Here is a 21,286-nt window from a genome sequence, read left to right as displayed (position 1 = left end):
GCACGCCGTCGGCGTGGGCGCGCCCTGAAGAACAGCAGCGCCCAAACCGCACGACGCAACGAACAGCAGAGCAAGGCGTCATCTCAGGGGACCAGCTTCCACTGGCCCTTCTCGAGCTTCACGACCACACGCGAACGTTCATCCGATCCATATCGGTCGGTCGGCTTGAAGTTGTAGACCGAGTGCGTGCCCACCAACTCCTTGGTGCTCACGATCGCGTCGCGCAATGCCAGGCGGAACTGCGGCGTGCCCGGCTCGGCCTTGGTCGCCAGGGCGCGCTGGGCGGCGTCCAGGTACAACAGCCATGCGTCGAAGGTGTAGGCCGAGAACGCGTCGGTCGGCGGCGCGCCGTTGGCCTTCTGGTAGGCGGCACGGAAGTCCATCGAAATCTTGCGGATCGGGTTCTCGTTCGGCAACTGCTCGGCCACGATCACCGGGCCGGTGGGGGCCAGCAGCCCTTCGACCGCCGTACCGCCCACGCGCACGAAGTCCGGGTTGATGAGCGCGTGCATGCCGTAGATCTGGCCCTTGTAGCCGCGCTCCGCAAGCGCCAGGTAGGGCAGCGCGCCGGGCGTGCCCGAGGTGCCGGTGATCACCGCGTCGGGCCGCAGCGCCACGATCTTCAGCACCTGGCCCGTGACCGACGAATCGGCGCGCGCATAGCGCTCGTTCGACACGATCTTGATGCCCGCCGGACCCGCGCTCTTCTGCAGCGCGTCGTACACCAGGTCGCCCCAGGCATCCGAGAAGCCGATGTAGCCGACCGTCTTCACGCCCGACTTCTTCATGCGCTCGACCACCGCGCTCACCATCAGCGGCGCGGGCTGCGGCAGCGTGACCATCCACGCGCCCTCTTCGCCCGGCAGGTTCGCATTGGCAATGGAAATCAGCGGCGTTTTTGTCTCGCGCGCCACACCGGCAATGGCCAGCGCGCCCGGCGAGCCCGCGGTGCCGATGATGACGTCGACCTTGTCCTCATCGATCATCTTTCGGGCATTGCGCGCGGCCGTGGTGGGGTCGGACGCATCGTCGAGCTGCACCAGTTGGATCTTGCGGCCGCCCAGGTCTGCCTTGTAGGCCAGCGCTGCCTTCATGCCCTTCTCGTACGGAATGCCGAGCGACGACACCGGGCCCGACAGCGACGTGATGAAGCCGACCTTCAGATCGGCCGCCATCGCGCCTCCGGCTGCGCTCAAGGCACCCACGGCCGCGGCAATGCCCGCGAGGGCTCGGAATCGGGTCAGGACTTTCATGGCGATGCTCCAGAGGTGGTGAAGTTTTTTGAACGGAACTGAACGGAACGAACGAAAGGAAGGAGGAAAGGAAGAAAGAAACGCTGAAATGAAACCTAGAGCGCCAGGCTGCCGACGCTGGTGCCGCCGCAGACGTACAGCACCTGGCCGGTGACGAAGCTGTTCTCGGGGGCGGCGAAGAAACGCACGGCACGTGCCACGTCGGCCGATTCGCCGAGGCGCTTGACCGGCACGGAGGCCGCGAGCGCGCGCTCCTTCTCGCTGCCGGCTTCGACCACGTCGTAGAACATGTCGGTGCGAATCGGGCCCGGCGCCACCACGTTCACCGTGATGCCGTCCGCGGCGAGTTCCAGCGCCCAGGTGCGCGCCATGCCCAGCATGCCGGCCTTGGTGGCCGAATAGCTGGTGCGCGTGGCCAGTCCCAGCGCGGCGCGCGACGACAGCAGCACCACGCGGCCGAAGCGTTGCGCGCGCATGGCGGGCAGCGCGCCTTGCACGAGCTGGATCGCGCAGCCCAGGTGCAGGTCGACCAGCGCGTCGAGGTCATCGAGCTTCACATCGGGCAGCAAGGCCGCGCGGATGACGCCGGCGTTGTGGACGATGGTGGTCGGCGCGAAGCGCTCGACCAGCTCGCGCACGGCCTCGCCCGTGGCGGCCCGATCGCTCAGGTCGACTTCGATGCTGTGCAGCTTCGGATGCTTGATCTCGGCCTTGCGGCGCGCCAGCGACACGACTTCATAACCTTGTGCGAGCAGGTCTTCGCAGATGGCCTTGCCAATGCCGGCACTGCCGCCAGTAACGGCCGCGACTTTCGGTGAAGTGCCGCTCATGCGCACGCTCCCCGCATTGCTCCCTCTCCCGCTCGCGGGAGAGGGTTGGGGTGAGGGTGACCCCCGCAGCCTTCGCAAGCCCCCTCATCCCCCGCCTTCTCCCGCACGCGGGAGAAGGAGCCAAAACCAATGCGGGAACAGCAAGTCATAGCGATGCTCCCACCAGTGCCAGCACGCGCAGCGGGCTGCCGCTGCCCTTCTCGATCTTCAGCGGCGGGCAGATCAGCACCGCGCCCGACGGCGGCAGCAGGTCGAGGTTGCTCAGGCATTGCAGCCCATAGCGCCCCGCGCCATGCATGTAGTAGTGGCAGGGGTACGGCGGCCGCAGGTGGTAGCCCTGCCCGGCATCGGTGCCGATGGCTTCCGAGCCGAAGCCCAGCACGTCGCGCTGCTCCACCAGGAAGCGCACGGCCTCGGTGCTCGGGCCGGGCGTGTGTTGGCCAGTCTCGTCGAAATTCTGGTAGGCCTCGGGGTCGCTGCGCTTGGACCAGTCGGTGCGCATCAGCACCCACGCGCCCTTCGGAATGCGGCCATGCGCGGCTTCATAGCGTTCGATGTCGGCCACGCTCAGCAGGTAGTCGTCGTTGGCCTGCACGTCGGCCGAGCAGTCGATCACGCAGGCTGGCGCCACGAAGTTCTGCACGGGAATGGTGTCGACCGAGTTATTCGGCAGATCACGGCCCGAGATCCAGTGAATGGGTGCATCGAAGTGCGTGCCGGTGTGTTCGCCACAGGAAAAGTTGTTCCAGTACCAGCCCGGTCCGCGCTCGTCGTACTTCGACACTTCCTCGATGCGGAAGGGCCAGCACTGGCCCATTTCGGGCGGCAATGCGATCTGGGGAAACTCCGGCGTGAGCGTCTGCGTGAGGTCGATCACGCGGATGCGGCCGCTGGCCATCGCGGTCACGAGGCCGCCGAGAATTTCGGCGGCGGACATCAGTTCGGTTGTCGTGGTCATCGTGTGCTTCCTGTCTGTTCTCAACCGCCCGCGGCCAGCTCGCGCTCGAGCACCTTCGGGTTGTCGCGCCAGCGCTCCAGCCATTCCTGCGCCACGTCGCCCGGGTAGACGTCTTCGACGCCATCGCGCAGCGCCTTGACGATGGCGTTGGCCAGCGCGGTGGGCGCCAGCTTGGGCGGCGGCGTGTGCTGGTTCCATTCGTCGTCGATGGGCCCCGGAAACACGTTGATCACGCGGATGCCGGCCGGCCGCATCTCGGCGCGCAGGCACTGCGCGAGCGAATGCGCCGCGGCCTTCGAGGCGCTGAAGGTGCCGTGCGGCGGAAAGTTGCTGAGCGCGTAGATCGACAGCAGGTTGACCCACGCGGTCGCACCCGTTTCTCCATCGGCCGAGCGGCCCTTGAGCGCCGGACCGAACTCCTGCGCCAGGCGCAGCAGGCCGAAGTAGTTGATGTCCATCTCGGCCTTGGCCACGTCGGTGCCGCGGCGCGCGCCGATGCCGAAGGTGCGGTGCACCTCGGCGTTGTTGATGACGATGTCGACCTTGCCGCCGATGGAGCCCGCAAGCTCCGTCACCTGCCGGCCGTTGGTCAGGTCGAGCGGCACCAGCGTCACCTGCGGCAGCGCCGAGATGTCGTCCAGCCCGTCGCCCATCTTCTTCCAGGGCTCGGCATGGCCGACCCACACGATGTCGGCGCCGGCCTTCACCAGCGCGCGCACGATGGCCTGGCCGGTCTCGGTCTTGCCGTCGGTCACCAGCGCCTTGCGGAACTTGGGGTCGCTGGTCATTTCACGCAGCATCTTGTCGTCGGCCATGTGGGCACTCCCTTCATTCGGAAAACCAATGAGAACGGCCTGGCCCGCGCGGTCGAGCCGGGCGCCGACGCGAACGCGGGTGGGCGCGTCGCCGACCTCGCCGTGCAGGTGGACCATGAGCGTCGGGCCTGCGTCCAGGTGCACCAGCCCCAGCCGCCAGGGCAGCCGCTCGCGAAAGAACAGGTCGTTGCTGTGGTGCAGCGTGGTGCTGCCCAGCAGCTGGCCCTCGCCGCTCTGCTGGCGCCAGCGCAGGGCCGCCGACAGGCACTTGTGGCAGACCTCGCGCGGCGGGTACTGCACGGTGCCGCAGTCTTCGCAGGCCTGCAGTTCGAAGCGGCCTTCGGCGGCGGCGGCGGTAAGGCCGAGCGCCACGCGGCCCCGCGCGCCGGGCGGCAGGTTCATCTGCCGGGTGCGCAGCACCGGGTTCTTGCGGGGGGGCCGCATCATCGGCATGGTCATAGCGCCTCCGCCGGGCCGCCCCAAGGCAGGCGCGCGGCCCCCTCGGGGGGCAGTGCAGCCGCGAAGCGGCAAACGTGGGGGTACATCATTCCGGTCTCCCCAGGATGACTGCGCCTGTGCACAGGCAGCGGTCGTAGGTCACCATGCCGAAGCCGGCGACGAGGCCCAGTTGCGCATCGGGTACCGCGCGTTTTTCGGCCTGGTCCGTCAGTTGGCGGATCGCCTCGACCATGCCGAGAAAACCACCCGCCGCACCGGCCTGCCCGGCGGAGAGTTGTCCGCCGCTGGTGTTGTTCGGAAAGCTGCCGTCGAAGGTCATGGTGTTGGCCTGCACGAAGGCGGGGCCCTCGCCCTTCTCGCAGAAGCCCAGGTCTTCGAACTGCATCATCACGATCACCGGGTAGTCGTCGTAGGTCTGCACGAAGTCGAGTGCCGCGGGCTGCACGCCGGCCTGCGCGTAGAGGTCATCGCGGTCCTTGCGCCAGCCGCCCTGCACCATCACCGGGTCTTCGGCATAGGCGTTGTGGCGCTCGATGGCGCCGCGGATCACCACGTGCGCCAGGCCCAGGTCGCGCGCGCGCTCCTCGCTCATCACCAGGAAGGCATCGGCGCCGGCGCAGGGCATCACGCAGTCGAACAGGTGAATGGGGTCGGAGATGGGCCGCGCGGCCATGTACTCGTCGAGCGTCAGGCCCTTCTTGAACATCGCGTTCGGGTTGCCCAGTGCGTTGGTGCGCTGGTCCACGCAGATGCGGCCGAAGTCTTCGCGCCTGGCGCCATAGGTGCGCATGTAGTTGGCGGTGATGAACGCGAAGATCGAGTTCGGCCCGCCCGAGCCGTAGGGGTAGCTCGCATCGCGCGCAAAGTTGCTGAAGCTGCCGAGCGTCTGGCGGAAGGAGTCGACGTGGTTGGTGTCGGCGCCCACGCAGGCCACGATGTCGGCATCGCCGGCCTGCACGGCGCGCGCGGCGCGGCGCAGGCACATCACGCCCGAGGCGCCTCCGGTGGGCACGTGGTCGAGCCAGCGCGGCGAGAGCCCCAGGTGCTGCGTCACGCCCACGGCCGTGTCGGGCGCGAGCGAGAAGCTGCTCAGGCACAGGCCGTCGATCTGTTCCTTGGCAACACCGCTGGCCTGGACCAGCGCCTCGATGGCCTGCCCGATGAACCAGTGCGCGGTGCGCGTGGAGTAGCGAACGTAGGGCACGGTGACGGGCACCGCGACGGCAACGCCTTCGTAGGAGAGTCGGTTGCGGGTCATGCCTGGCCCACCTGTCGCTTCTTCATCGCGCGTGTGTCGATGCAATGGCCCTGCCCCGGCAGCGACTGCGCCATCTCGCGCAACTGGCCGCGCTGGATCTTCTGCGACGGCGTGAGCGGCAGCGCATCGACGAAGGCGACGTAGCCCGGCGCCTTGTAGTAGGCGAGCTGGTCCAGCGCATGCTGGACGATGCTCGCGGCGAGCTGCTCGCGCTGCGACGCGTCGGCGTCTTCGCGCATCACGATGCAGGCCAGCACTTCGTCGCCGCGCACCGCGTCGGGCGTGGCGGCCACGGCCGACGTCTTCACGGCCGGGTGCTGGTTGAGCACGCTCTCGACCTCGACGGCCGAGATGTTCTCGCCGCTGCGGCGGATCACGTTCTTCTTGCGGTCCACGAAGAAGAAGTTGCCCTCGGCATCGCGGCGCACGAGGTCGCCGGTATGGAACCAGCCGTCGGCCCAGGCCTCGCGCGTGGCCTCTTCGTCTTTCAGGTAGCCGGAGAAAAAGTAGCGCTTCGCATCGTCGCCCGCGGAACGCACCAGCAACTCGCCTGGCATGTCGGTGGCAACGTCGCTGCCGTCTTCGCCCGCCAGGCGGATCTGCACGAAGTCTTCCTGCCGGCCGAAGCAGCTGGTGCCCACCAGGCGCGGCTCGCGGTTGGCCATGATGCAGGCGGCCGCGCCGGTTTCGGTCATGGCCCAGGCCTCGACCAGCGGAAAGCCGAAGCGCTCTTCAAACGGTGCGTGGTTCTTGCGGTCCACGCCGGCGCCGAAGCCCCAGCGGATTGCATGGTCCCGGTCGGCCGCCGATGCCTGTGCGGACAACAGCATGGCCGGCATCACGCCCAGGTAGTGGACGATGGTGGCGCCACTTTCGCGAGCACTGGCCAGCCAGGTCTTCGGATGAAAGCGATCGAGTTGCACCAGGCAGCCGCCCGCAACCAGCACCACCATGGTGGAGAACGCCATCGCGTTCATGTGGTTGAGCGGCAGCGGCGTGATGACGCGCTCGGCATCGGGGCGGATGCTGCACACGCCATCAAGTGCGGCATACCACTGGCCGGCACGCAGGAAGTACGCGTTGCTCAGGATGCAGCCCTTGGGCCTGCCCGTGGTGCCGGAGGTGTAGAGCAGGCCGCATTCGGTGTCGACGCCGATGGCTTCGCTGGCACGCGGCGCTTTCGTCTTGGCAACAGGCACCTCGTCGTCGGGCCCCATCGTCTCGAAGCCCACGCCCGCCTGGGCGGCTGCCGCGCGCAGGTCGGCGGCGCGCTCGGGCAGCGTCACGGCAAGGCCGATCTCGCTGTGGCCGATCAGGTAGACCAGCTCGGCCGAGCGCATCTCGGCGTTGATCGGCACCACGCTCACGCCCAGGGCGTTGAGTGCGAACCAGTGGAAGAGAAAGGCCGGCCGGTTCTCCAGCAGCAGGCCGACGCGGTGGCCGTGCCCGTAGCCGGCCGTTGCGTAGGCCGTGCGCAGTCGCTCGACCTCTTGCACGGCCTCGCCCCAGCGAATGGCGCCGGGCGCGATGCCGTAGGCAGCCGCGGTGACCGATTCCGTGAACAGGAACTCGGCCTGCGGCGCGCGCGCGGCAGTGGCCGCGAAGACCTGATGGACGGTGGCGTGTTGCATCGCGTCCCTAGATGAAAAGCTGCACGGCCGGAAGCGCCGCGTCGCAGTTGAGAAGATTGACGCGCTTGAGCGTCATGCGCAGTGCGCCGTCCTGCACCGTGAGGTGATGGAAAACGGTGCCGACATAGAACTGCAGTTCGTCGCCCTGCGATTCGGTGTAGTGGAATTCGGTGCGCACCACGAAGCGGTTGCCCTCGGCGTCGAGCGTTTCGACCACCGGCATCTGCAGCAGGTGGTGGCAGCGGCTCGGCGGTTGCTGCGAAAACGCGCGCGGACTTTTCAGGCGCTCGATGCGCAGCTCGCGCAGCAGCTTGTCTTCGTACAGGTGCGAGGTGTGATTGAGGCCGTCTTCCTGGTCGGGCACCAGGGGAATCCAGTAGAAGGCGTCGTCGGTGAACAGCGCATTCCACTCTTCGTAGCGGCGCGTGTCGAGCAGGTGCGCTTCGTTCACGACGAAGTCGATCAGGTCCTGACGTGTCACTGCATTCATTTCAACAACTCCCCTTCCAGAAACACCGTGGAACCGGCTTCGCCGGGCCACTGGTGTTGCCCCCTGCAAGGGGGTTGGCGAAGCGACACAAAGTGCGCGAAGACTGGGGGTGTGCCATTACATCGTCTCCGTCATGCGTTGCACCCAGCTGCGGTACTGGTTGCGCATCGGCAGCTCGTTGGTGCCGCCGGTGGTGATCTCCCCGCCCTTCAGTTCCGACGGGTCGTAGTCGCGGTGCAGGCTCACCCATTCGTTGCCGCTGGCGTGCAGCCCGGCCTGCATGCCGCGGTAGGCCTGCAGGTCGTCGTGCCCCACCACCGAGAACGGCGAGTTGATGAGCCGGTTGTACATGGTGGTGCGCTGCAGCAGCTCGGGCGGCGCGCCCTTCAGGCGGAAGGTCCAGCTCTCGACCAGCGTCTTGTCGGCCGAGATCGGCTTCACCACGCGAATGGCCTGGATCGCGCCCTTGATCGTGAGGTTGGGGTAGTACACGGTGTTGTGCCGTGCCATGCCCAATATCTGCGCGGTCTTCTCTTCGCCGTAGCGTGCTTTCATGGCCTCGTCGTATTCGGGGATCGCCTTGTACTTGCTGTGGATGCTGAAGTGCACGCCCGTGAAGCTGTGGCCGTGGTCATAGGTGCGGATGCCCATGTCCTCGAAGAACTTGTAGTCGGACATGAAGGGCACGAACTGCTCGACCGCCATGGGCTTGGGCTCGTCGGCGGGCTTGTCGGCCCACATGCGCTTGGCGGTGCCGGCCGAAGACTCGTGCGCCACCATCGGGTGCATGGTGTCGTTGAGGTTCTCCACGAACATCTTCCAGTTGCACTGGTGCATGAAGCGCAGGCAGCCGCCCGCGATTTCGAGCTCGCCCTCGGGCGAGCGGTCGGCCATGTTGTCGATGGAGCTGAGCGAGTCGCCGAAGTATTCGTCGAAGTCCGGTCCCGCATCGTTGATCTTCACGAAGATGAAGCCGCGATGGCTGCGCACGTGCTTGACCGTGGTCAGGCCCTTGGCCGACTCGCACTCGTGCAGCGCGGTGTTCTCGTAGCCGGTCTTCAGCGGAATGGCGAGCAGCGAGCCATCGGTCTTGAAAGTCCAGGCGTGGTACGGGCAGCGGAAGAACTTGCCGGTGTTGCCGCAGGGCCCGCTGACCAGCCGCGAGCCTTTGTGGGCGCAGCGGTTCATCATCGCGCGCACGCTGCCGTCGGTGTGGCGCACGACGATCAGCGGGCGGCCCGCGATCTCGTTGCTGAACCAGTCGCCGGGCTTCGGTATCTGGCTCTCGTGGCCGGCGTAGTTCCAGGTGTTGGCGAAGAAGTGCTCCTGCTCCAGCTCGAACAGTTCCTGGCTGGTGTACAGGTCGCGGTGCACGCGGTCGTTCTGCACCAGCGCGCGGATGGCGTCGGGGTTGTCTCTGTACGAGGTCATGGTTCTCGTGGCTCCTGGCTTCAGATGTCGAGCACCAGCCGCGCACCCTTGGCGCGCGAGATGCAGATCTGCATGACGGTGCCCTCGGCCTTCTCGCGGGCGGTGAGCACGTAGTCGCGGTGGTCGATCTCGCCTTCGAGCACGGGCACGGCGCACACGCCGCATTCGCCGCGCTTGCAGTCGAACATGAGGTCGCATCCGTTCGCGATCAGGCAGTCGAGGATGCTCTGGGCGGCCGGCACGGTGAAGCGCTGGCCCGACTGGGCAAGCTCCACCTCGAAGGGCTGGTCGCCTTCTTCGGCGACCGGTTCGGTGAACAGCTCGAAGTGCACGCGGTCGTGTTCCCAGCCGCGCGCCTGGGTGCGGGCGAGCACGGCGTCGAGCATGACCTTCGGGCCGCAGACGTAGAGGCGGTCGCCGGCGGGCACGCCGTCGAGCAGCGCGTCGATGGCCAGCGGCGCACCGGCTTCGGCGTCGGCATGCACGTGCAGGTCGTCGCCCAGCAGAGCCTGCAGCTCGGGCAGGAAGGCCATCAGCTCGCGGCTGCGGCCGGCGTAGTGCAGCCGCACCGGGGCCTCTTCGGCGCGTCGCCGCGCGGCCATGGTGGCGAGTGGCGTGATGCCGATGCCACCGGCCACCAGCACCGTGCCGCCGGGGCCGGTGTGCAACGGAAAGTCGTTCTTCGGCGCCTCGATGGCGAGGGTGTCGCCCTCTTTCAGCTGCTCGTGCATGAAGCGCGAGCCACCGCGGCCTTCGGTTTCCTTGCGCACGGCAATGACGTACTCCGTCGGCGCGTTGGTGGCGTTGCGCGCCGTCGCGAAGTTGATGAGCGAGTAGTGGCGCCAGTCGGCCTTGCCGTCGGGCAGCGTCACCTGCACGCGGATGTGGGCGCCGGCCGCGAAGCCGGGCAAGGGGCGGCCATCTTCCGCGCGCAGCCGGAGCATGCGGATCAGCGGATTGAGTTCGCGCGCCTCGGCAACGCGCAGCTGAAGGGTGGCGGTGGGAGCAGTCATCGTGCGTTCGTTGTCTCTTCAGGCCAGGGCGTGCTGCGCCAGCGCGGCTTGCAGCTTGTGGCCGTGTTCGTCGGCAAGCGCCGCGTCGCGCAGCTCGCGCAGGGTGGCGGGCGCGAGCGCCGCGCCGGCGCGCTCCACCGCTCGCATCACGGTGTCGTAGTTGCGGATGCCGCGTTCATGCGTGTCGCTGTAGCCCTTGACGAGGCGCTGGCACTGGGCGAGCTCCACGGCCAGCTCGGGGTTGCGCTGCGCGGTGGCGGCAATGCGCTGCAGCCACTCTTCGATGCGGCGGTTTTCTTCGGCGTAGCGCATCGTCGAGAGACGCCAGCGCTTCATGGCGGCCACGGTGCGCAGCATCAGGTAGCCGCGCAGCGAACTGGTCTGGATCACGCGGCCGTGCTGCGTGAAGCGCTCGACGATCTTCTTGGGCAGCGTGGCGTTCATGAGCCAGCGGCCGATGCCGCCCGGCAGCGTCTCGCAGATTTCCTGCAGGCGCGGATGCATGTATTCGTTGATGGCCAGCACCTGGCCGGGCTGCACGCGGGCCTCGCCACGCACGCGGTCGAAGCGGGTGGCGCGGGTCTTGAGCGCGGCGACGCGGGCCGTGTCTTCGTACGACATCCACAGCGCAAGATGGCGCGCGGTCTCGCGCAACAGGCGGTGGCCGTCGTCGTTCGGCAGCGCCGCGATGACGGCCATGCGGTCGAGGTACAGGCTGGCGTACGCCGTGTCCTGGTAGTCGATGAGGCGGCGCACGCCTTCGAGCAGGAAGTCTTGCACCGCCACCGGAAAGTCGCGCTGCGCGCGCTCGACCAGCGCACGCACGGCCGGATGGCGCGGTTGCGGCGTGGGCGTGGCGAGCGGCGCGGCTTCTACCGTCTCGCCATCGTCGCCGCCCTGTGCGCGCGAGAACGCGGCGCCGAATGCCTTCAGGCTGGGCTTGACGCCCACGCCGCCGCGTTCGATGGTCGCCTCGAACTGCGCGCGGCTGAAGGGCAGCACGCCGGAACCCGACAAGGCGCCGAACAGCACGGCGCTGATTACGCTGCCCGAAGCCTCGGCGGCCTGCGCCATGTCGAAGCGGATGAAACGCTTGGCGGCCTTGGCCGTGTGCGCGAGCAGTTGCCCGCTGTCGACGCGGCCATCGCCCAGCGCGCTTTTCTCGGCGATGGAGTACACGCGGTGCGTGGACGCAATGAGCGTGGTGCGGTCCCTGGTGACGAGCCCGCGCTGCACGGCGCGGCCGGCCTCCATGAGCTCCGACGCCAGCACCACGTCGACGTCGCCCGGCAACGGCATCAGCGCCAGCACGGGCCTGCCGCCGTCCGCCTCGGCTTGCGCGATGGGATACAGCTCGACGTAGTAGATGGTGGCGCCGGTGCGCTGGGCCACGCCCGGCACCGAGGTCGTCTGCGCGACGTAGCCATTGGCCTCGCCCATGTCGACGATCCAGTCGGCCAGCACGCCACCGCCCTCCCCGCCCATGGCAAGGATGGCGATCTTGATAGGTTGCGCGGTGTGGGTCATCGCTTCAGAAGGCATAGGTTTCGCGGCGGCGCGCCTCGCCGCGCTGCAGCCAGCCGATGACGGCGCTGCGCAGGCGCTCGCGCAGCAGGTCCCAGCGGCTGGGGTTGCTCACGATCTGGGCCTTGTAGAACGAGGGGCACAGCACGGCGGCATGCGAAACCTCGCCGCACACGCCGCAGCCCACGCAGCTGTCGAGCACGGTGGCCACCGGGTCGGTGCGCAGCGGATCGGGGTTGGGCTTGATCGACAGCGACGGGCAACCCGACAGGCGAATGCACGAGTGGTCGCCGGTGCAGGTGTCGGAGTCGACGCCGAATTTTTCGCGCACCATGCGCTTGCCGTCGGCGATGGCCTTGCGCACCAGCGGCTTCTCGCGGCGCTGCTTGTTGAGCATGCACTCCGATTGCGCGATGAGCACCTTGGGGCCCTTGGTCTTGGTGGTGAGCGCGTCTTTCAGTGCATCGCGCATGCCGGCGACGTCGTAGGTGCGTCGCAGCGTCTTCACCCACTCCACACCCACGCCGCGCACGGCGCGTTCGATCTCGTGGCCGGTGCTGCGCGTCTTGTTGACGGCGGTCGACGAAAGAATGTCCTGCCCGCCCGTGGCCGAGGTGTAGTTGTTGTCGACGACGATGGTGAGGTTGTCGCTCTTGTTGAAGACCGAGTTCGCGACGCCGCTGGTCAGGCCGTTGTGCCAGAAGCCGCCATCGCCCATCATCGAGATCGCGCGCTTGCCGGCGGGGGCATTGAGCGCCGAGGAACCCGCGCCGCCCAGGCCATAGCCCATGGTGGTGTTGCCGATGTTGAACGGCGGCAAGATGGAGAACAGGTGGCAGCCGATGTCGGCGCTGACGTGGTGCGCACCCAGCTCGCGCTCGACCAGCTTCATCGCGCTGAAGATCGGGCGCTCGGGGCAGCCGGTGCAGAAGCCCGGGGGGCGGGCATGCACCACTTCGCCAAGCGACGTAGACGGCTGTGCGAGTGCAGGCTCGGGTGCGGCATCGACGCCGATGGCAGCCACTTCCTTCAGCGGGATCACCTTGCGCACCGGTACGGGCACGGGCAACGGCGCGAGCCGTTGGTAGCGCTCGCAGAAAGCGCGCGCGCCTTTCAGCAGCTCTGACGATGTGTACTCGCCGGCCACCGGAAGAATGTCCTTGCCGTGCAGCGCGGTGGTCGAGCCGGCCTGGCGCAGGATGGTCGCTAGGTTCTGCTCGACGAAGTTGGGCTGGCCTTCTTCCACGATCATCACCGCGCGCTTGCCTTCGCAGAAGCGCAGCACCTCGCTCTCGATGACCGGGTAGGCCACGTTCATCACATAGAGCGGCACCTGGGTGTTGCCGTAGACATCGGCCAGGCCCAGGCGTTCGAGCGCGCGCAGCATGGTGTTGTAGCTGCCGCCCTGCACGATGATGCCGATGTCGTCGGCGTCTTCGGAGAAGAACTCGTTGAGCTTGCGCTCTTCGATGAAGCGCACCGCGGCGGGCCATCGGTCCTTCACCTTCTCTTGTTCATGCACGAAGCTGGCGGGCGGCAGCACGATGCGGCTGACGTCGCGCTGCGGGTTTTCCATCGCTTCCTGCAGCGTGAACTTCGCGCGCTTGTTGTCGCCGGCAATGAAGTGGCCATGCACATGGCAGGCACGGATGCGCAACTGGAGCATCACGGGCGTGTTGCTGGCCTCGGAAAGATCGAAGCCCTGCTTCACCGCATCGACGATGCTGGGCAGGTTGGGGCGCGGATCGAGCAGCCAGATCTGCGACTTCATGGCGAAGGCGTGGCTGCGCTCCTGCATGATCGACGAGCCCTCGCCGTAGTCCTCGCCCACGATGATCAACGCACCGCCGGTGACGCCGCCCGAAGCCAGGTTGGCCAGCGCGTCGGATGCGACGTTGGTGCCCACGGTGGCCTTGAAGGTGACGGCGCCGCGCAGCGGGTAGTTGACGGAAGCGGCCAGCGTGGCGGCGGCGGTGGCCTCGCTCGCGCTGTTCTCGAAGCGGATGCCCTGCTCCGCGAGGATGTCCTGCGCATCGGCCAGCACGTCCATCAGATGCGAGATGGGTGCTCCCTGGTAGCCGGCGACATAGGAAACACCCGATTCGAGCAATGCCTTGGTGACCGCCAGAATGCCTTCACCGCGGAAGACATCTCCACCAGAAAGCCGCAGTTTCTTGACTTCTTCGACGAACGAACGCTCAGCCATGTGGGTCCTTGTTCTCTATCGTGGGACGATGCGCTTCACTGCCACACCATGCTTTCTATAATGTTGACAAATGAATGTATCCACAATCATGAATTACCCTAGACATGCAAACAGCGTGCCCGCGGCCGGTGTGATGTGTCTGGTTACGAGGTGCCTTCATGAATGAACAGAATGAACAACCTGTTGCATCGCATCGCTTCGTCGATGACTACCTGCCCGCGCTGCTGGCGCAGGCCAGCCAGCTGATCTCCTCCGAGTTCCACGAGGTCGCAAGGCAGCAAGGCTTCTCCGTGTCGGAGTGGCGCGTGATGGCGTCGCTGGCAGGCAGCGAGCCCATCAGCATCGGCCAGCTCGCGCAGGTGACGGTGACCAAGCAACCGACGGTGACGCGGCTGCTGGACCGCATGGAATCGCGCGGACAGGTCGAGCGGCTGCCCCACGAAAGTGATCGCCGCATCACGCTGGTGCGCATCACGCGCAAGGGCCTGAAGGCCGTCGAGCACCTGATGGAATTGGCGCGGGACCACGAAAGGCGCGTGCTGGAGCCCTTCGGACTGCGACGCGCCGAAGAGCTCAAGCAGACGCTTCGTCAGATGATCGACCTGCACGTGCATGTGCCTGTCGAGGCGCCTGAAGAAGAATAGGAAGAAGACTAGGGCACGAGCACGGCGCGGCCGCGATGGCCACGCTGCGCGATCCAGTCGAGCGCACGCGCCGCATCGGCCAGCGCGAATGCCTGCACATCGAGCTGCAGGCGGCCATCGGCCAGTCGTGCAAGCAACTCCGGCGCGGCGGCACGGCCAGCAGCCTCCCGCCTGAACATGTTGAGCGGCAGCAACGACACGTCGCGCTGCAGGAAGTGAGCGATGTCGAGCTGCAGCGTCGGGCCCGCGGTGTAGCCGATCAGCACGGCGCGGCCACCGGGACGCACCGAAGGCAATGCGGCAGAGAGAACGTTTCCGCCTACGGTATCGACCAGCAGGTCGCAGCTTGCGGGCGGCGGTGCTTCGGCATCGGGATCGACCGCTGTCACCGTGCAGCCTGCATCGCGTGCCAGTTGAACGACGAGCGAGCCCACGGCACCGCTCGCGCCCGTTACCAGCACCTGCTCTGCGGCCTGCAGCTTCGCGACGTCATGCAGCGCCACCCATGCGGATGTGGTCGGCGAAAAGAACGCGGCGCCGAGCGTCATCGGCAAGGCATCGGGCAACGCGCCCAGCGCCTCGTCGGGCGCATCGATCAGTTCGCACCAGGTGCCGTCGAACAGCGTGCCCAGGCCACTGCCGCGCAGCCACACGCGCTGGCCGATGGCGTGGCGCGTGCTTGCAACGACGATGCCCGCCGCCTCCACACCCGGCGTGTACGGCAACGGTGGATGCCGCAGGAAGCTGCCACGCCACACGGTGCGATCGATGTGGCCCACGGTCGCGGCCTGCATGCGCACGAGGGTGCGGCCAGCTCGCGGCACGGGGTCGGCCACTTCTTCCAGCACGGGCACCGCATCGAAGCCGTGGATGCGAACGGCCTTCATGTCGGCGCCGCCAGGAAGTCGAGCACGGTGCGCGCGAAGGCTTCGGGCATCTGGTCGGGCAGCGGCACCATGCCGCCCTCGATGTCGACGATGCGCGCCTGCGGCAGATGGTGCCGGAGCTCTTGCGCATGCGGCGCGGCGAACGGATCGCCGGTGGCACGGACGATGAGCGCGGGCTGCGTCACGCGGCCGATGCGCTCTTCCATGCGGTACGACGCCACGGCGCGGTGCCCTTCCTCGACGCGATGACCGACCTTCAGTGCGTCCAGCACGAAGGCTTCGAGCAGCTCGGGACGCCCCGGCGGATAGAAGCCCTGGCGCTTCTGCCACAGCGCCATGAGATGGCTGCCGTCTTCGCTGAGAGGGACCTCGTCGATGGCCGGCCTGTTCGCACGCGCATGGCGAAAGGCCTCGTCGGTGTACGGCGTGGAAGACAGCACGAGGCTGCGCACCCGCTCGGGAAAGGCCGCCGCAAGCTCGAGCGCCACGACGCCGCCGGTGTGGTGGCCCACGACGTCGGCGCGCGCAATGCGCAGCGCATCGAGCAGTTCGCAAGCCACGCGCGCCCACTGCGCGATGCTGGCGGGCACGCCGCCATCGGCGGAGTCGCCGAAGCCCGCGGTGTCCATGGCGATGGCGCGCCGCTGCGCACCGATCAGCGGCAACACGCCGCGGTACTCGGCCCAGCTGCGCGGCGACTGGTGCAGCAGCAACACCGCGGGCGCATTCGCATCGCCGCACGCGGCGTAGTGCACCTGCCCCACCGACAGGTCGGCGAAGGCACGGCGAATCGTCATGGCAGCGTCTCGTTGGCCGGTGCGCGCCACAGGCCCGCGTGCCGCAGTTCGCCGAGCGTGCGCGAGAGCACGTCACGGCGGTAGGCGGCGATGTCGCGGCCCTGGTAGTCGTAGAAGCCGCTGCCGCTCTTCAGGCCAAGGCGCCCTTCCTCGACCATGCGGCCGACGATGGCCGGCGCGGTGTAGCGGCCGGCATCGAGCGACGCCGACATCTCGCGGCTCGCGTGGTGCAGGATGTCGCAGCCACCGAAGTCGATGAACTCGACCACGCCGAGTGCCGCGAAGCGCAGGCCGAGGCCGTAGCGCGTGGCCTTGTCGATTTCTTCGGCTGTGGCAGCGCCTTCTTCGATCATGCGGGCCGCCTCGTTCATGACCAGCGCCTGCAGCCGCGGCACGATGTAGCCCGGCGATGCGCCGCACACCACGGGCAGCTTGCCGATGTCTTCCATCAGCGCCTTGGTGCGCGCGAGCACGCCGGCTTCGGTGCCGGGGTGGCAACTCAGCTCGACCACGGGAATCACGTACGCCGGATTGAGCCAGTGCATGTTCAGGAAACGTGCCGGCAGGCGCACCAGCGCCGCGAGTTGCGTGACGAGGATGCTGCTGGTGGTCGAGGTGAGGATCGCGTCGTCGCGGCAATGGCGGTTGAGCTGCTCGAAGGCTTCGCGCTTGGCTTCCATCGTCTCGGGCACGCCTTCGAACACCAACTCGGCGGCGGCCAGCGCTTGCGGTGCCGCGGCAGCATCGACCAAATCGACACGCGCGGCGATGGATTCGATCTGCCGCGCATCGAGCACGCCCAACTGCGCGAGGCCTGCAAGGCTGGCCTTGATCTCGGCCCTGGCTTCGTCGCGCAGGCGTTGCCACGCGTCTTCACTGCGCTGGCGCAGGTCGATCAGCGAGATGCGGTGGCCGGCATAGGCGAACGCGATCGCGATGCCGCGCCCCATGCGGCCCGCGCCCACAGCCGCGAAGCGGGGCAGCGCGGCGGCGTCATTCGCCATCGTGCAGCCTCTGCCGGAGCTGGGCGGTGCTCAATGCGGCCAGGCCCAGGCTCTCGAAGGTGCGCGGCCCGCGGCGCAGGTCGCGCCCGAGAAACCCGCCGACGATGGCCAACAGGCCATGCGCGATGGGCGCGTCGACGCCCGCATGGCGCGCGGCCGAGGCCAGGAAGGCCAGGCCGAGCTCGGTGTCTTCGGTGACGTAGCGGTGCGTGTGCAGGTCTATGTTCTCGCGCCAGTCGCCCGACTTGACGAGCTGCTTGTGGGCATCGCCGTACATCCACTGGTCGTTGTTGTAGTGGTCGGCCAGCGGATAGTGCGGCGCGCCCTGCCCGAAGGCCTCGCGCACCGCCACGCGCTCCTGGTCGAGCCGGTCGGTCACGTCGCGCACGGCGCGCTGCGTGCCTTCGTTGTGGATGTCCCAGCGCTCGAAGTGCTGCAGCGGCGCGGCGTTCATCACCATCAACGGCGGATGGATGACGGGGCCGGCATTCATGAGCGCGCCCGAGAGCGCGTTGCCGCAGCCATGCACGGCCGGGTAAGCCTTGCGGATCACCTCGATGGCCTCGGCCTCCTTGCGCGCCGGGTAGACGCCGGTCGGCAGGCGGATGGCGCGGATGGTGACGTTGACCTCGCGCTCGCCGTGCTTGCGCGCCAGATAGGGCAAGGTGCCTGTCTCGGCCCAGGCGACATCGGCGCGGCTGCCGGCCTGCTTGACCGTGCGGGCCATCACGTAGCTGCCGAAGGTGCCCGGCGGCAGGAACACGACCTGGCCATCGACCAGGTGCGGCGCCATTGCCAGCGCGATGTCGTGCTGGGCGATGGCGGGCGTGGGAATGACGACCAGCTCGGCGCCCTTCAGGGCTGCGCCGATGTCGGCCGTGGCGAGCGCGATGGGCACTTCGCGGGCGCCGGCCGCATCTTTCAGCGTGATGGCAGCGGCGCGCACCACGGGTTCCAGTGCCGCGGCATCGCGGCGCCACAGGCGGACCTCGTGGCCGGCTTCGGACAGGTCGGCGGCGGCCGCGTAGGCACCATGGCCACCCCCAAGAATCGCAATTTTCATGGTCGAAAGTTGAAAAGCAGGTGTCGATGAACCGGCGGCCGCTGGGACGGACCCGGGGAAGCAATGCGCTATTACATTACTTTTCATTGATTCAGGTGTCAATCAAATTTCAGGACAACGGCCCCCTCGGAAACCCGCAATGAAAAAGCCCGCGCTTCTTGCGAAGCGCGGGCTTTTTGGGGGCGAAGCGGCTTGTGGGCCGCTCTGCGGGAGATCAGCGCGTGGGCTTGAACGCGCGCTTTTGCGCGTCGCGGGGCACGAACACCTTGCCCGGGCCGCCGTGGCCTGCGCCATTGCCGCGCGGTGCAAAACCTTCGCGGGGAGCAAAGCCTTCACGGGGAGCAAAACCGCCGCCTTCGCCACGGCCACCGCCGTTGCCGCCACGCGGACCGTTGTCGCCCCAGCCCGGCTTGCGACCGTAGCCGCCACCGCCGTTGCCTTCGTCACGGCCACCGCCGAACCCGGCGTTGTGTCCGCCGCCATGGCCGTGGCCCTGGCCGCCGCCACCACCGAAGCCGCGCGGGCCCGGAGCGCCCGGACCACGCGAGCCGCGGTCGTTGAAGCCGCTGGCACCGGCATAGCCGCTGTTGCCGCCGCCGAAGCCGCCGGCATTGCCACCGCGAGGTGCGCCACCGCCGCCACCGAACTTGCGGTCGCGCGAATGGTTGTCGCGGCTGTCGCGGCCACCGCCACGGTACTCGCCCATCGGGGGACGCGATTGCGGCATGCGCTGTTGCGGCTCGAGGCCTGCAACCACTTCAGCCTTGAACTGCTGGCGGCTGTATTGCTCGATGTCCATGATCTTGCGGCGATCGCGGAATTCGGCAAAGGTGATGGCCAGGCCGTCGCGGCCTGCACGGCCGGTACGGCCGATGCGGTGGGTGTAGTCCTCAGCCTTCATCGGCAGGCCGAAGTTGAAGACGTGGGTGATGGTCGGCACGTCGATGCCGCGGGCGGCAACGTCGGTCGCCACCAGGATCTGCACCTGGCCCTGGCGCAGCGCCATCAGGCGGCGGTTGCGCAGGCCCTGGCTCAGGGCGCCGTGCAGCGCCACGGCGCTGAAGCCTTCTTGCTGCAGGTCGTTGGCGAGGCCGTCGCACTCGACTTGCGTGCTGGCGAACACGATGGCCTGGTTGATGCTGGTGTCACGCAGCCAGTGGTCGAGCAGCTTGCGCTTGTGCTGGCTGTTGTCGGCCCAGTACAGCGATTGCTTGATGTTGGCGTGCTTCTCTTGCGGGCTGTCGATGGTGATGCGCTGCGGCTCGCGCATGACGCGCTGGGCCAGTTGCTGGATGCGCGGCGCGAAGGTGGCGCTGAACATCATCGTCTGCTGGCGCTCGATGGTGAGCTGGTTGACTTCGGCCAGGTCGTCGGAGAAGCCGAGGTCGAGCATGCGGTCGGCTTCGTCGACCACCAGGAACTTGACCTGGTCGAGCTTGAGCTGCTGCGAGCGCTGCAGGTCGAGCAGGCGGCCGGGCGTGGCAACCACGAGGTCGGCGTTCTGCAGCTTGGCGATCTGCAGCTGGTAAGGCATGCCGCCCACCACGTTGGCGATGCGCAGGCCGCGGCAATGGCGAACCAGTTCGATGGCATCGTGCGCGACTTGCTGCGCGAGTTCGCGCGTCGGGCAAAGAATCAGGGCGCCGGGGGTGGCAGCCTTGAAATGACGGGCGTTGGTCGGGTCCTTGCGCTTCGGCTTCTTCGGCACGGCTTCGCCGCGGGCGGCGGCTTCGGCGGCCAGGCGCTGGAATTCGGCCTTGGCTTCGGCTTCCGCCTCGGCCTGGCGCTTGAGCAGCGTGTGCAACACGGGCAGCAGGAAGGCGGCGGTCTTGCCCGAGCCGGTCTGGCTGGAGACCATCAGGTCGACAAAGCGGGCCTTGCCGTCGTGGCCAGCTTCACCGCCCATGGCGAGCGGGATGACCTTGTCTTGAACGGTGGTCGGCTGGGTGAAGCCAAGGTCGGCCACGGCGGCGATCAGCTCCGGCGCGAGGCCTAGCTTGACGAAGCCGTTGGGCTGGGCGGGTTCTTCCACCACGGCGATCTCGGGTGCGGCTGCGTCGAGCGCATCGAGGATCGGCGCTTCGGACACAGTGTCCACGGCAGCGGTGAATTCGTTGTTGGTAGCGGATTGCACAGGCGCGAACTCGCCCTGCGCTTCAAAAGCGTCGGTCATGTAGATATCAATCTCAAACGCGAGCGCTGCCGTAGGCGGCGCCCCGTTGGTGGTTAAAAACATCAACCATCCAACGACATTCAGCTTCTGGCTAACGCCTGATGCTGTGGCCCTTTTTGATCAGCGAATGCGATCGGGCGCGGTGTGCAAGATAGGGAGATGCAAGAGACGCTGATTTCTGTCCTGTGACAAATGCAAATCAGCGAAGCCTGCGATTATGGCACGGCTTCGGGTTTTTACCTAATCCCCTGTCAATCAGTCAGGCGCAGGAAGGTTTCGCGGTAATGGGCGAGCTCTTCGATGGACTCGTGCACGTCGGCCAGCGCGGTGTGCGCCTGCTGTTTCTTGAAGGTGCTGTAGGCCGATGGCTTCCAGCGCTTGGCCAGCTCCTTGAGGGTGCTGACGTCGAGGTTCCGGTAGTGAAAGTACGCCTCCAGCTTGGGCATGAACTTGACCAGGAAGCGCCGGTCCTGCCCGATGGTGTTGCCGCACATGGGCGAGCCGCTGCGGGGGATGTATTTGGCGATGAATTCCAGCAGTTGCTGCTCGGCCGCGGCTTCGTCGAGCGTGGAGGCCTTGACCTTGTCGATCAGGCCGCTGCGGCCATGGGTGCCCTTGTTCCAGGCGTCCATGGCGTCGAGCACGGCGTCGCTCTGGTGAATGACCAGCACGGGACCGTCGATGCGGGGCGTGAGGTCGGGGCCGGTAACGACCACGGCGATTTCGAGCAGGCGCTCTTTCTCGGGGTCGAGGCCGCTCATTTCGCAGTCCAGCCAGACCAGGTTCTGGTCGCTTTTCTTGAGGGTGGCGGGGGCTGCGGGGGGCGTCGGGTCAAGGGATTCGGGCATCG

18 protein-coding genes are annotated in these 21,286 nt (G+C 67.5%); 1 reads left to right on the top strand and 17 read right to left on the bottom strand.

Features of this window, described 5'->3' with window-relative positions; genetic code table 11:
• Window positions 1-83: 83 nt before the first annotated feature.
• The 11 genes from DBV14_RS25680 to DBV14_RS25625 form a co-directional block, all read right to left on the bottom strand.
• The gene (locus DBV14_RS25680; RefSeq protein WP_124463459.1) at window positions 84-1,253 is read right to left on the bottom strand and encodes an ABC transporter substrate-binding protein; all 1,170 of its coding nucleotides are present in this window, start codon (window positions 1,251-1,253) and stop codon (window positions 84-86) included.
• A gap of 95 nt (window positions 1,254-1,348) precedes the next feature.
• The gene (locus tag DBV14_RS25675) at window positions 1,349-2,083 is read right to left on the bottom strand and encodes an SDR family NAD(P)-dependent oxidoreductase (protein WP_124463457.1); all 735 of its coding nucleotides are present in this window, start codon (window positions 2,081-2,083) and stop codon (window positions 1,349-1,351) included.
• 145 nt (window positions 2,084-2,228) lie between these two features.
• Entirely contained in the window at window positions 2,229-3,041 is an 813-nt protein-coding gene (locus DBV14_RS25670) for a cyclase family protein (RefSeq protein ID WP_124463455.1), read from the bottom strand.
• Window positions 3,042-3,061: 20 nt separating this feature from the next.
• Complete coding sequence (locus DBV14_RS25665; RefSeq protein ID WP_124463453.1) at window positions 3,062-4,315, bottom strand: SDR family NAD(P)-dependent oxidoreductase; 1,254 nt, start codon at window positions 4,313-4,315, stop codon at window positions 3,062-3,064.
• Between the two features lie 85 nt (window positions 4,316-4,400).
• Complete coding sequence (locus tag DBV14_RS25660) at window positions 4,401-5,573, bottom strand: thiolase family protein (protein WP_124463451.1); 1,173 nt, start codon at window positions 5,571-5,573, stop codon at window positions 4,401-4,403.
• Window positions 5,570-7,204 carry an AMP-binding protein gene (locus DBV14_RS25655; protein WP_124463449.1) on the bottom strand — a complete coding sequence of 545 codons (1,635 nt, stop codon included), beginning with the start codon at window positions 7,202-7,204 and terminating at the stop codon, window positions 5,570-5,572. The genes DBV14_RS25660 and DBV14_RS25655 overlap by 4 nt, the downstream gene beginning before the upstream one ends.
• A gap of 7 nt (window positions 7,205-7,211) precedes the next feature.
• Window positions 7,212-7,694, bottom strand: coding sequence for an aromatic-ring-hydroxylating dioxygenase subunit beta (locus tag DBV14_RS25650; protein ID WP_124463447.1), 483 nt, complete (start codon window positions 7,692-7,694; stop codon window positions 7,212-7,214).
• A 117-nt stretch (window positions 7,695-7,811) separates the two neighbouring features.
• Window positions 7,812-9,125, bottom strand: a complete 1,314-nt coding sequence (locus tag DBV14_RS25640) for an aromatic ring-hydroxylating dioxygenase subunit alpha (protein ID WP_124463445.1) — start codon at window positions 9,123-9,125, stop codon at window positions 7,812-7,814.
• Between the two features lie 20 nt (window positions 9,126-9,145).
• The gene (locus tag DBV14_RS25635) at window positions 9,146-10,138 is read right to left on the bottom strand and encodes a PDR/VanB family oxidoreductase (RefSeq protein ID WP_124463443.1); all 993 of its coding nucleotides are present in this window, start codon (window positions 10,136-10,138) and stop codon (window positions 9,146-9,148) included.
• Window positions 10,139-10,156: 18 nt separating this feature from the next.
• Entirely contained in the window at window positions 10,157-11,665 is a 1,509-nt protein-coding gene (locus tag DBV14_RS25630) for an indolepyruvate oxidoreductase subunit beta family protein (RefSeq protein WP_124463441.1), read from the bottom strand.
• Between the two features lie 4 nt (window positions 11,666-11,669).
• Entirely contained in the window at window positions 11,670-13,868 is a 2,199-nt protein-coding gene (locus DBV14_RS25625) for an indolepyruvate ferredoxin oxidoreductase subunit alpha (RefSeq protein WP_124463439.1), read from the bottom strand.
• Window positions 13,869-14,026: 158 nt separating this feature from the next.
• Here DBV14_RS25625 and DBV14_RS25620 point away from each other — a divergent pair, with 158 nt between their 5' ends.
• Complete coding sequence (locus tag DBV14_RS25620) at window positions 14,027-14,512, top strand: MarR family winged helix-turn-helix transcriptional regulator (RefSeq protein ID WP_124463437.1); 486 nt, start codon at window positions 14,027-14,029, stop codon at window positions 14,510-14,512.
• 8 nt (window positions 14,513-14,520) lie between these two features.
• Here the strand turns inward: DBV14_RS25620 and DBV14_RS25615 are convergent, their stop codons facing one another.
• The 6 genes from DBV14_RS25615 to orn form a co-directional block, all read right to left on the bottom strand.
• Window positions 14,521-15,399: a zinc-binding alcohol dehydrogenase family protein gene (locus tag DBV14_RS25615; RefSeq protein WP_124463436.1), complete on the bottom strand. Its 879-nt coding sequence runs from the start codon at window positions 15,397-15,399 to the stop codon at window positions 14,521-14,523.
• Window positions 15,396-16,196, bottom strand: a complete 801-nt coding sequence (locus tag DBV14_RS25610; protein ID WP_124463434.1) for an alpha/beta fold hydrolase — start codon at window positions 16,194-16,196, stop codon at window positions 15,396-15,398. The genes DBV14_RS25615 and DBV14_RS25610 overlap by 4 nt, the downstream gene beginning before the upstream one ends.
• Window positions 16,193-17,200 (bottom strand): 3-hydroxybutyryl-CoA dehydrogenase, encoded by a 1,008-nt coding sequence (locus DBV14_RS25605; protein WP_124463432.1) that lies wholly within the window; start codon window positions 17,198-17,200, stop codon window positions 16,193-16,195. Before DBV14_RS25605 ends, DBV14_RS25610 begins: the two co-directional genes overlap by 4 nt.
• Window positions 17,190-18,263: an NAD/NADP octopine/nopaline dehydrogenase family protein gene (locus DBV14_RS25600; protein WP_124463430.1), complete on the bottom strand. Its 1,074-nt coding sequence runs from the start codon at window positions 18,261-18,263 to the stop codon at window positions 17,190-17,192. Before DBV14_RS25600 ends, DBV14_RS25605 begins: the two co-directional genes overlap by 11 nt.
• A 214-nt stretch (window positions 18,264-18,477) precedes the next feature.
• Window positions 18,478-20,436 carry a DEAD/DEAH box helicase gene (locus tag DBV14_RS25595; RefSeq protein ID WP_185546124.1) on the bottom strand — a complete coding sequence of 653 codons (1,959 nt, stop codon included), beginning with the start codon at window positions 20,434-20,436 and terminating at the stop codon, window positions 18,478-18,480.
• Between the two features lie 251 nt (window positions 20,437-20,687).
• Window positions 20,688-21,284 carry an oligoribonuclease gene (orn, locus tag DBV14_RS25590; RefSeq protein WP_124463427.1) on the bottom strand — a complete coding sequence of 199 codons (597 nt, stop codon included), beginning with the start codon at window positions 21,282-21,284 and terminating at the stop codon, window positions 20,688-20,690.
• Window positions 21,285-21,286: the final 2 nt, after the last annotated feature.

This window comes from Variovorax sp. KBW07 (assembly GCF_003852515.1).
Classification (GTDB): domain Bacteria; phylum Pseudomonadota; class Gammaproteobacteria; order Burkholderiales; family Burkholderiaceae_C; genus Variovorax.
This window is presented reverse-complemented; position numbering and strand designations above follow the sequence as displayed.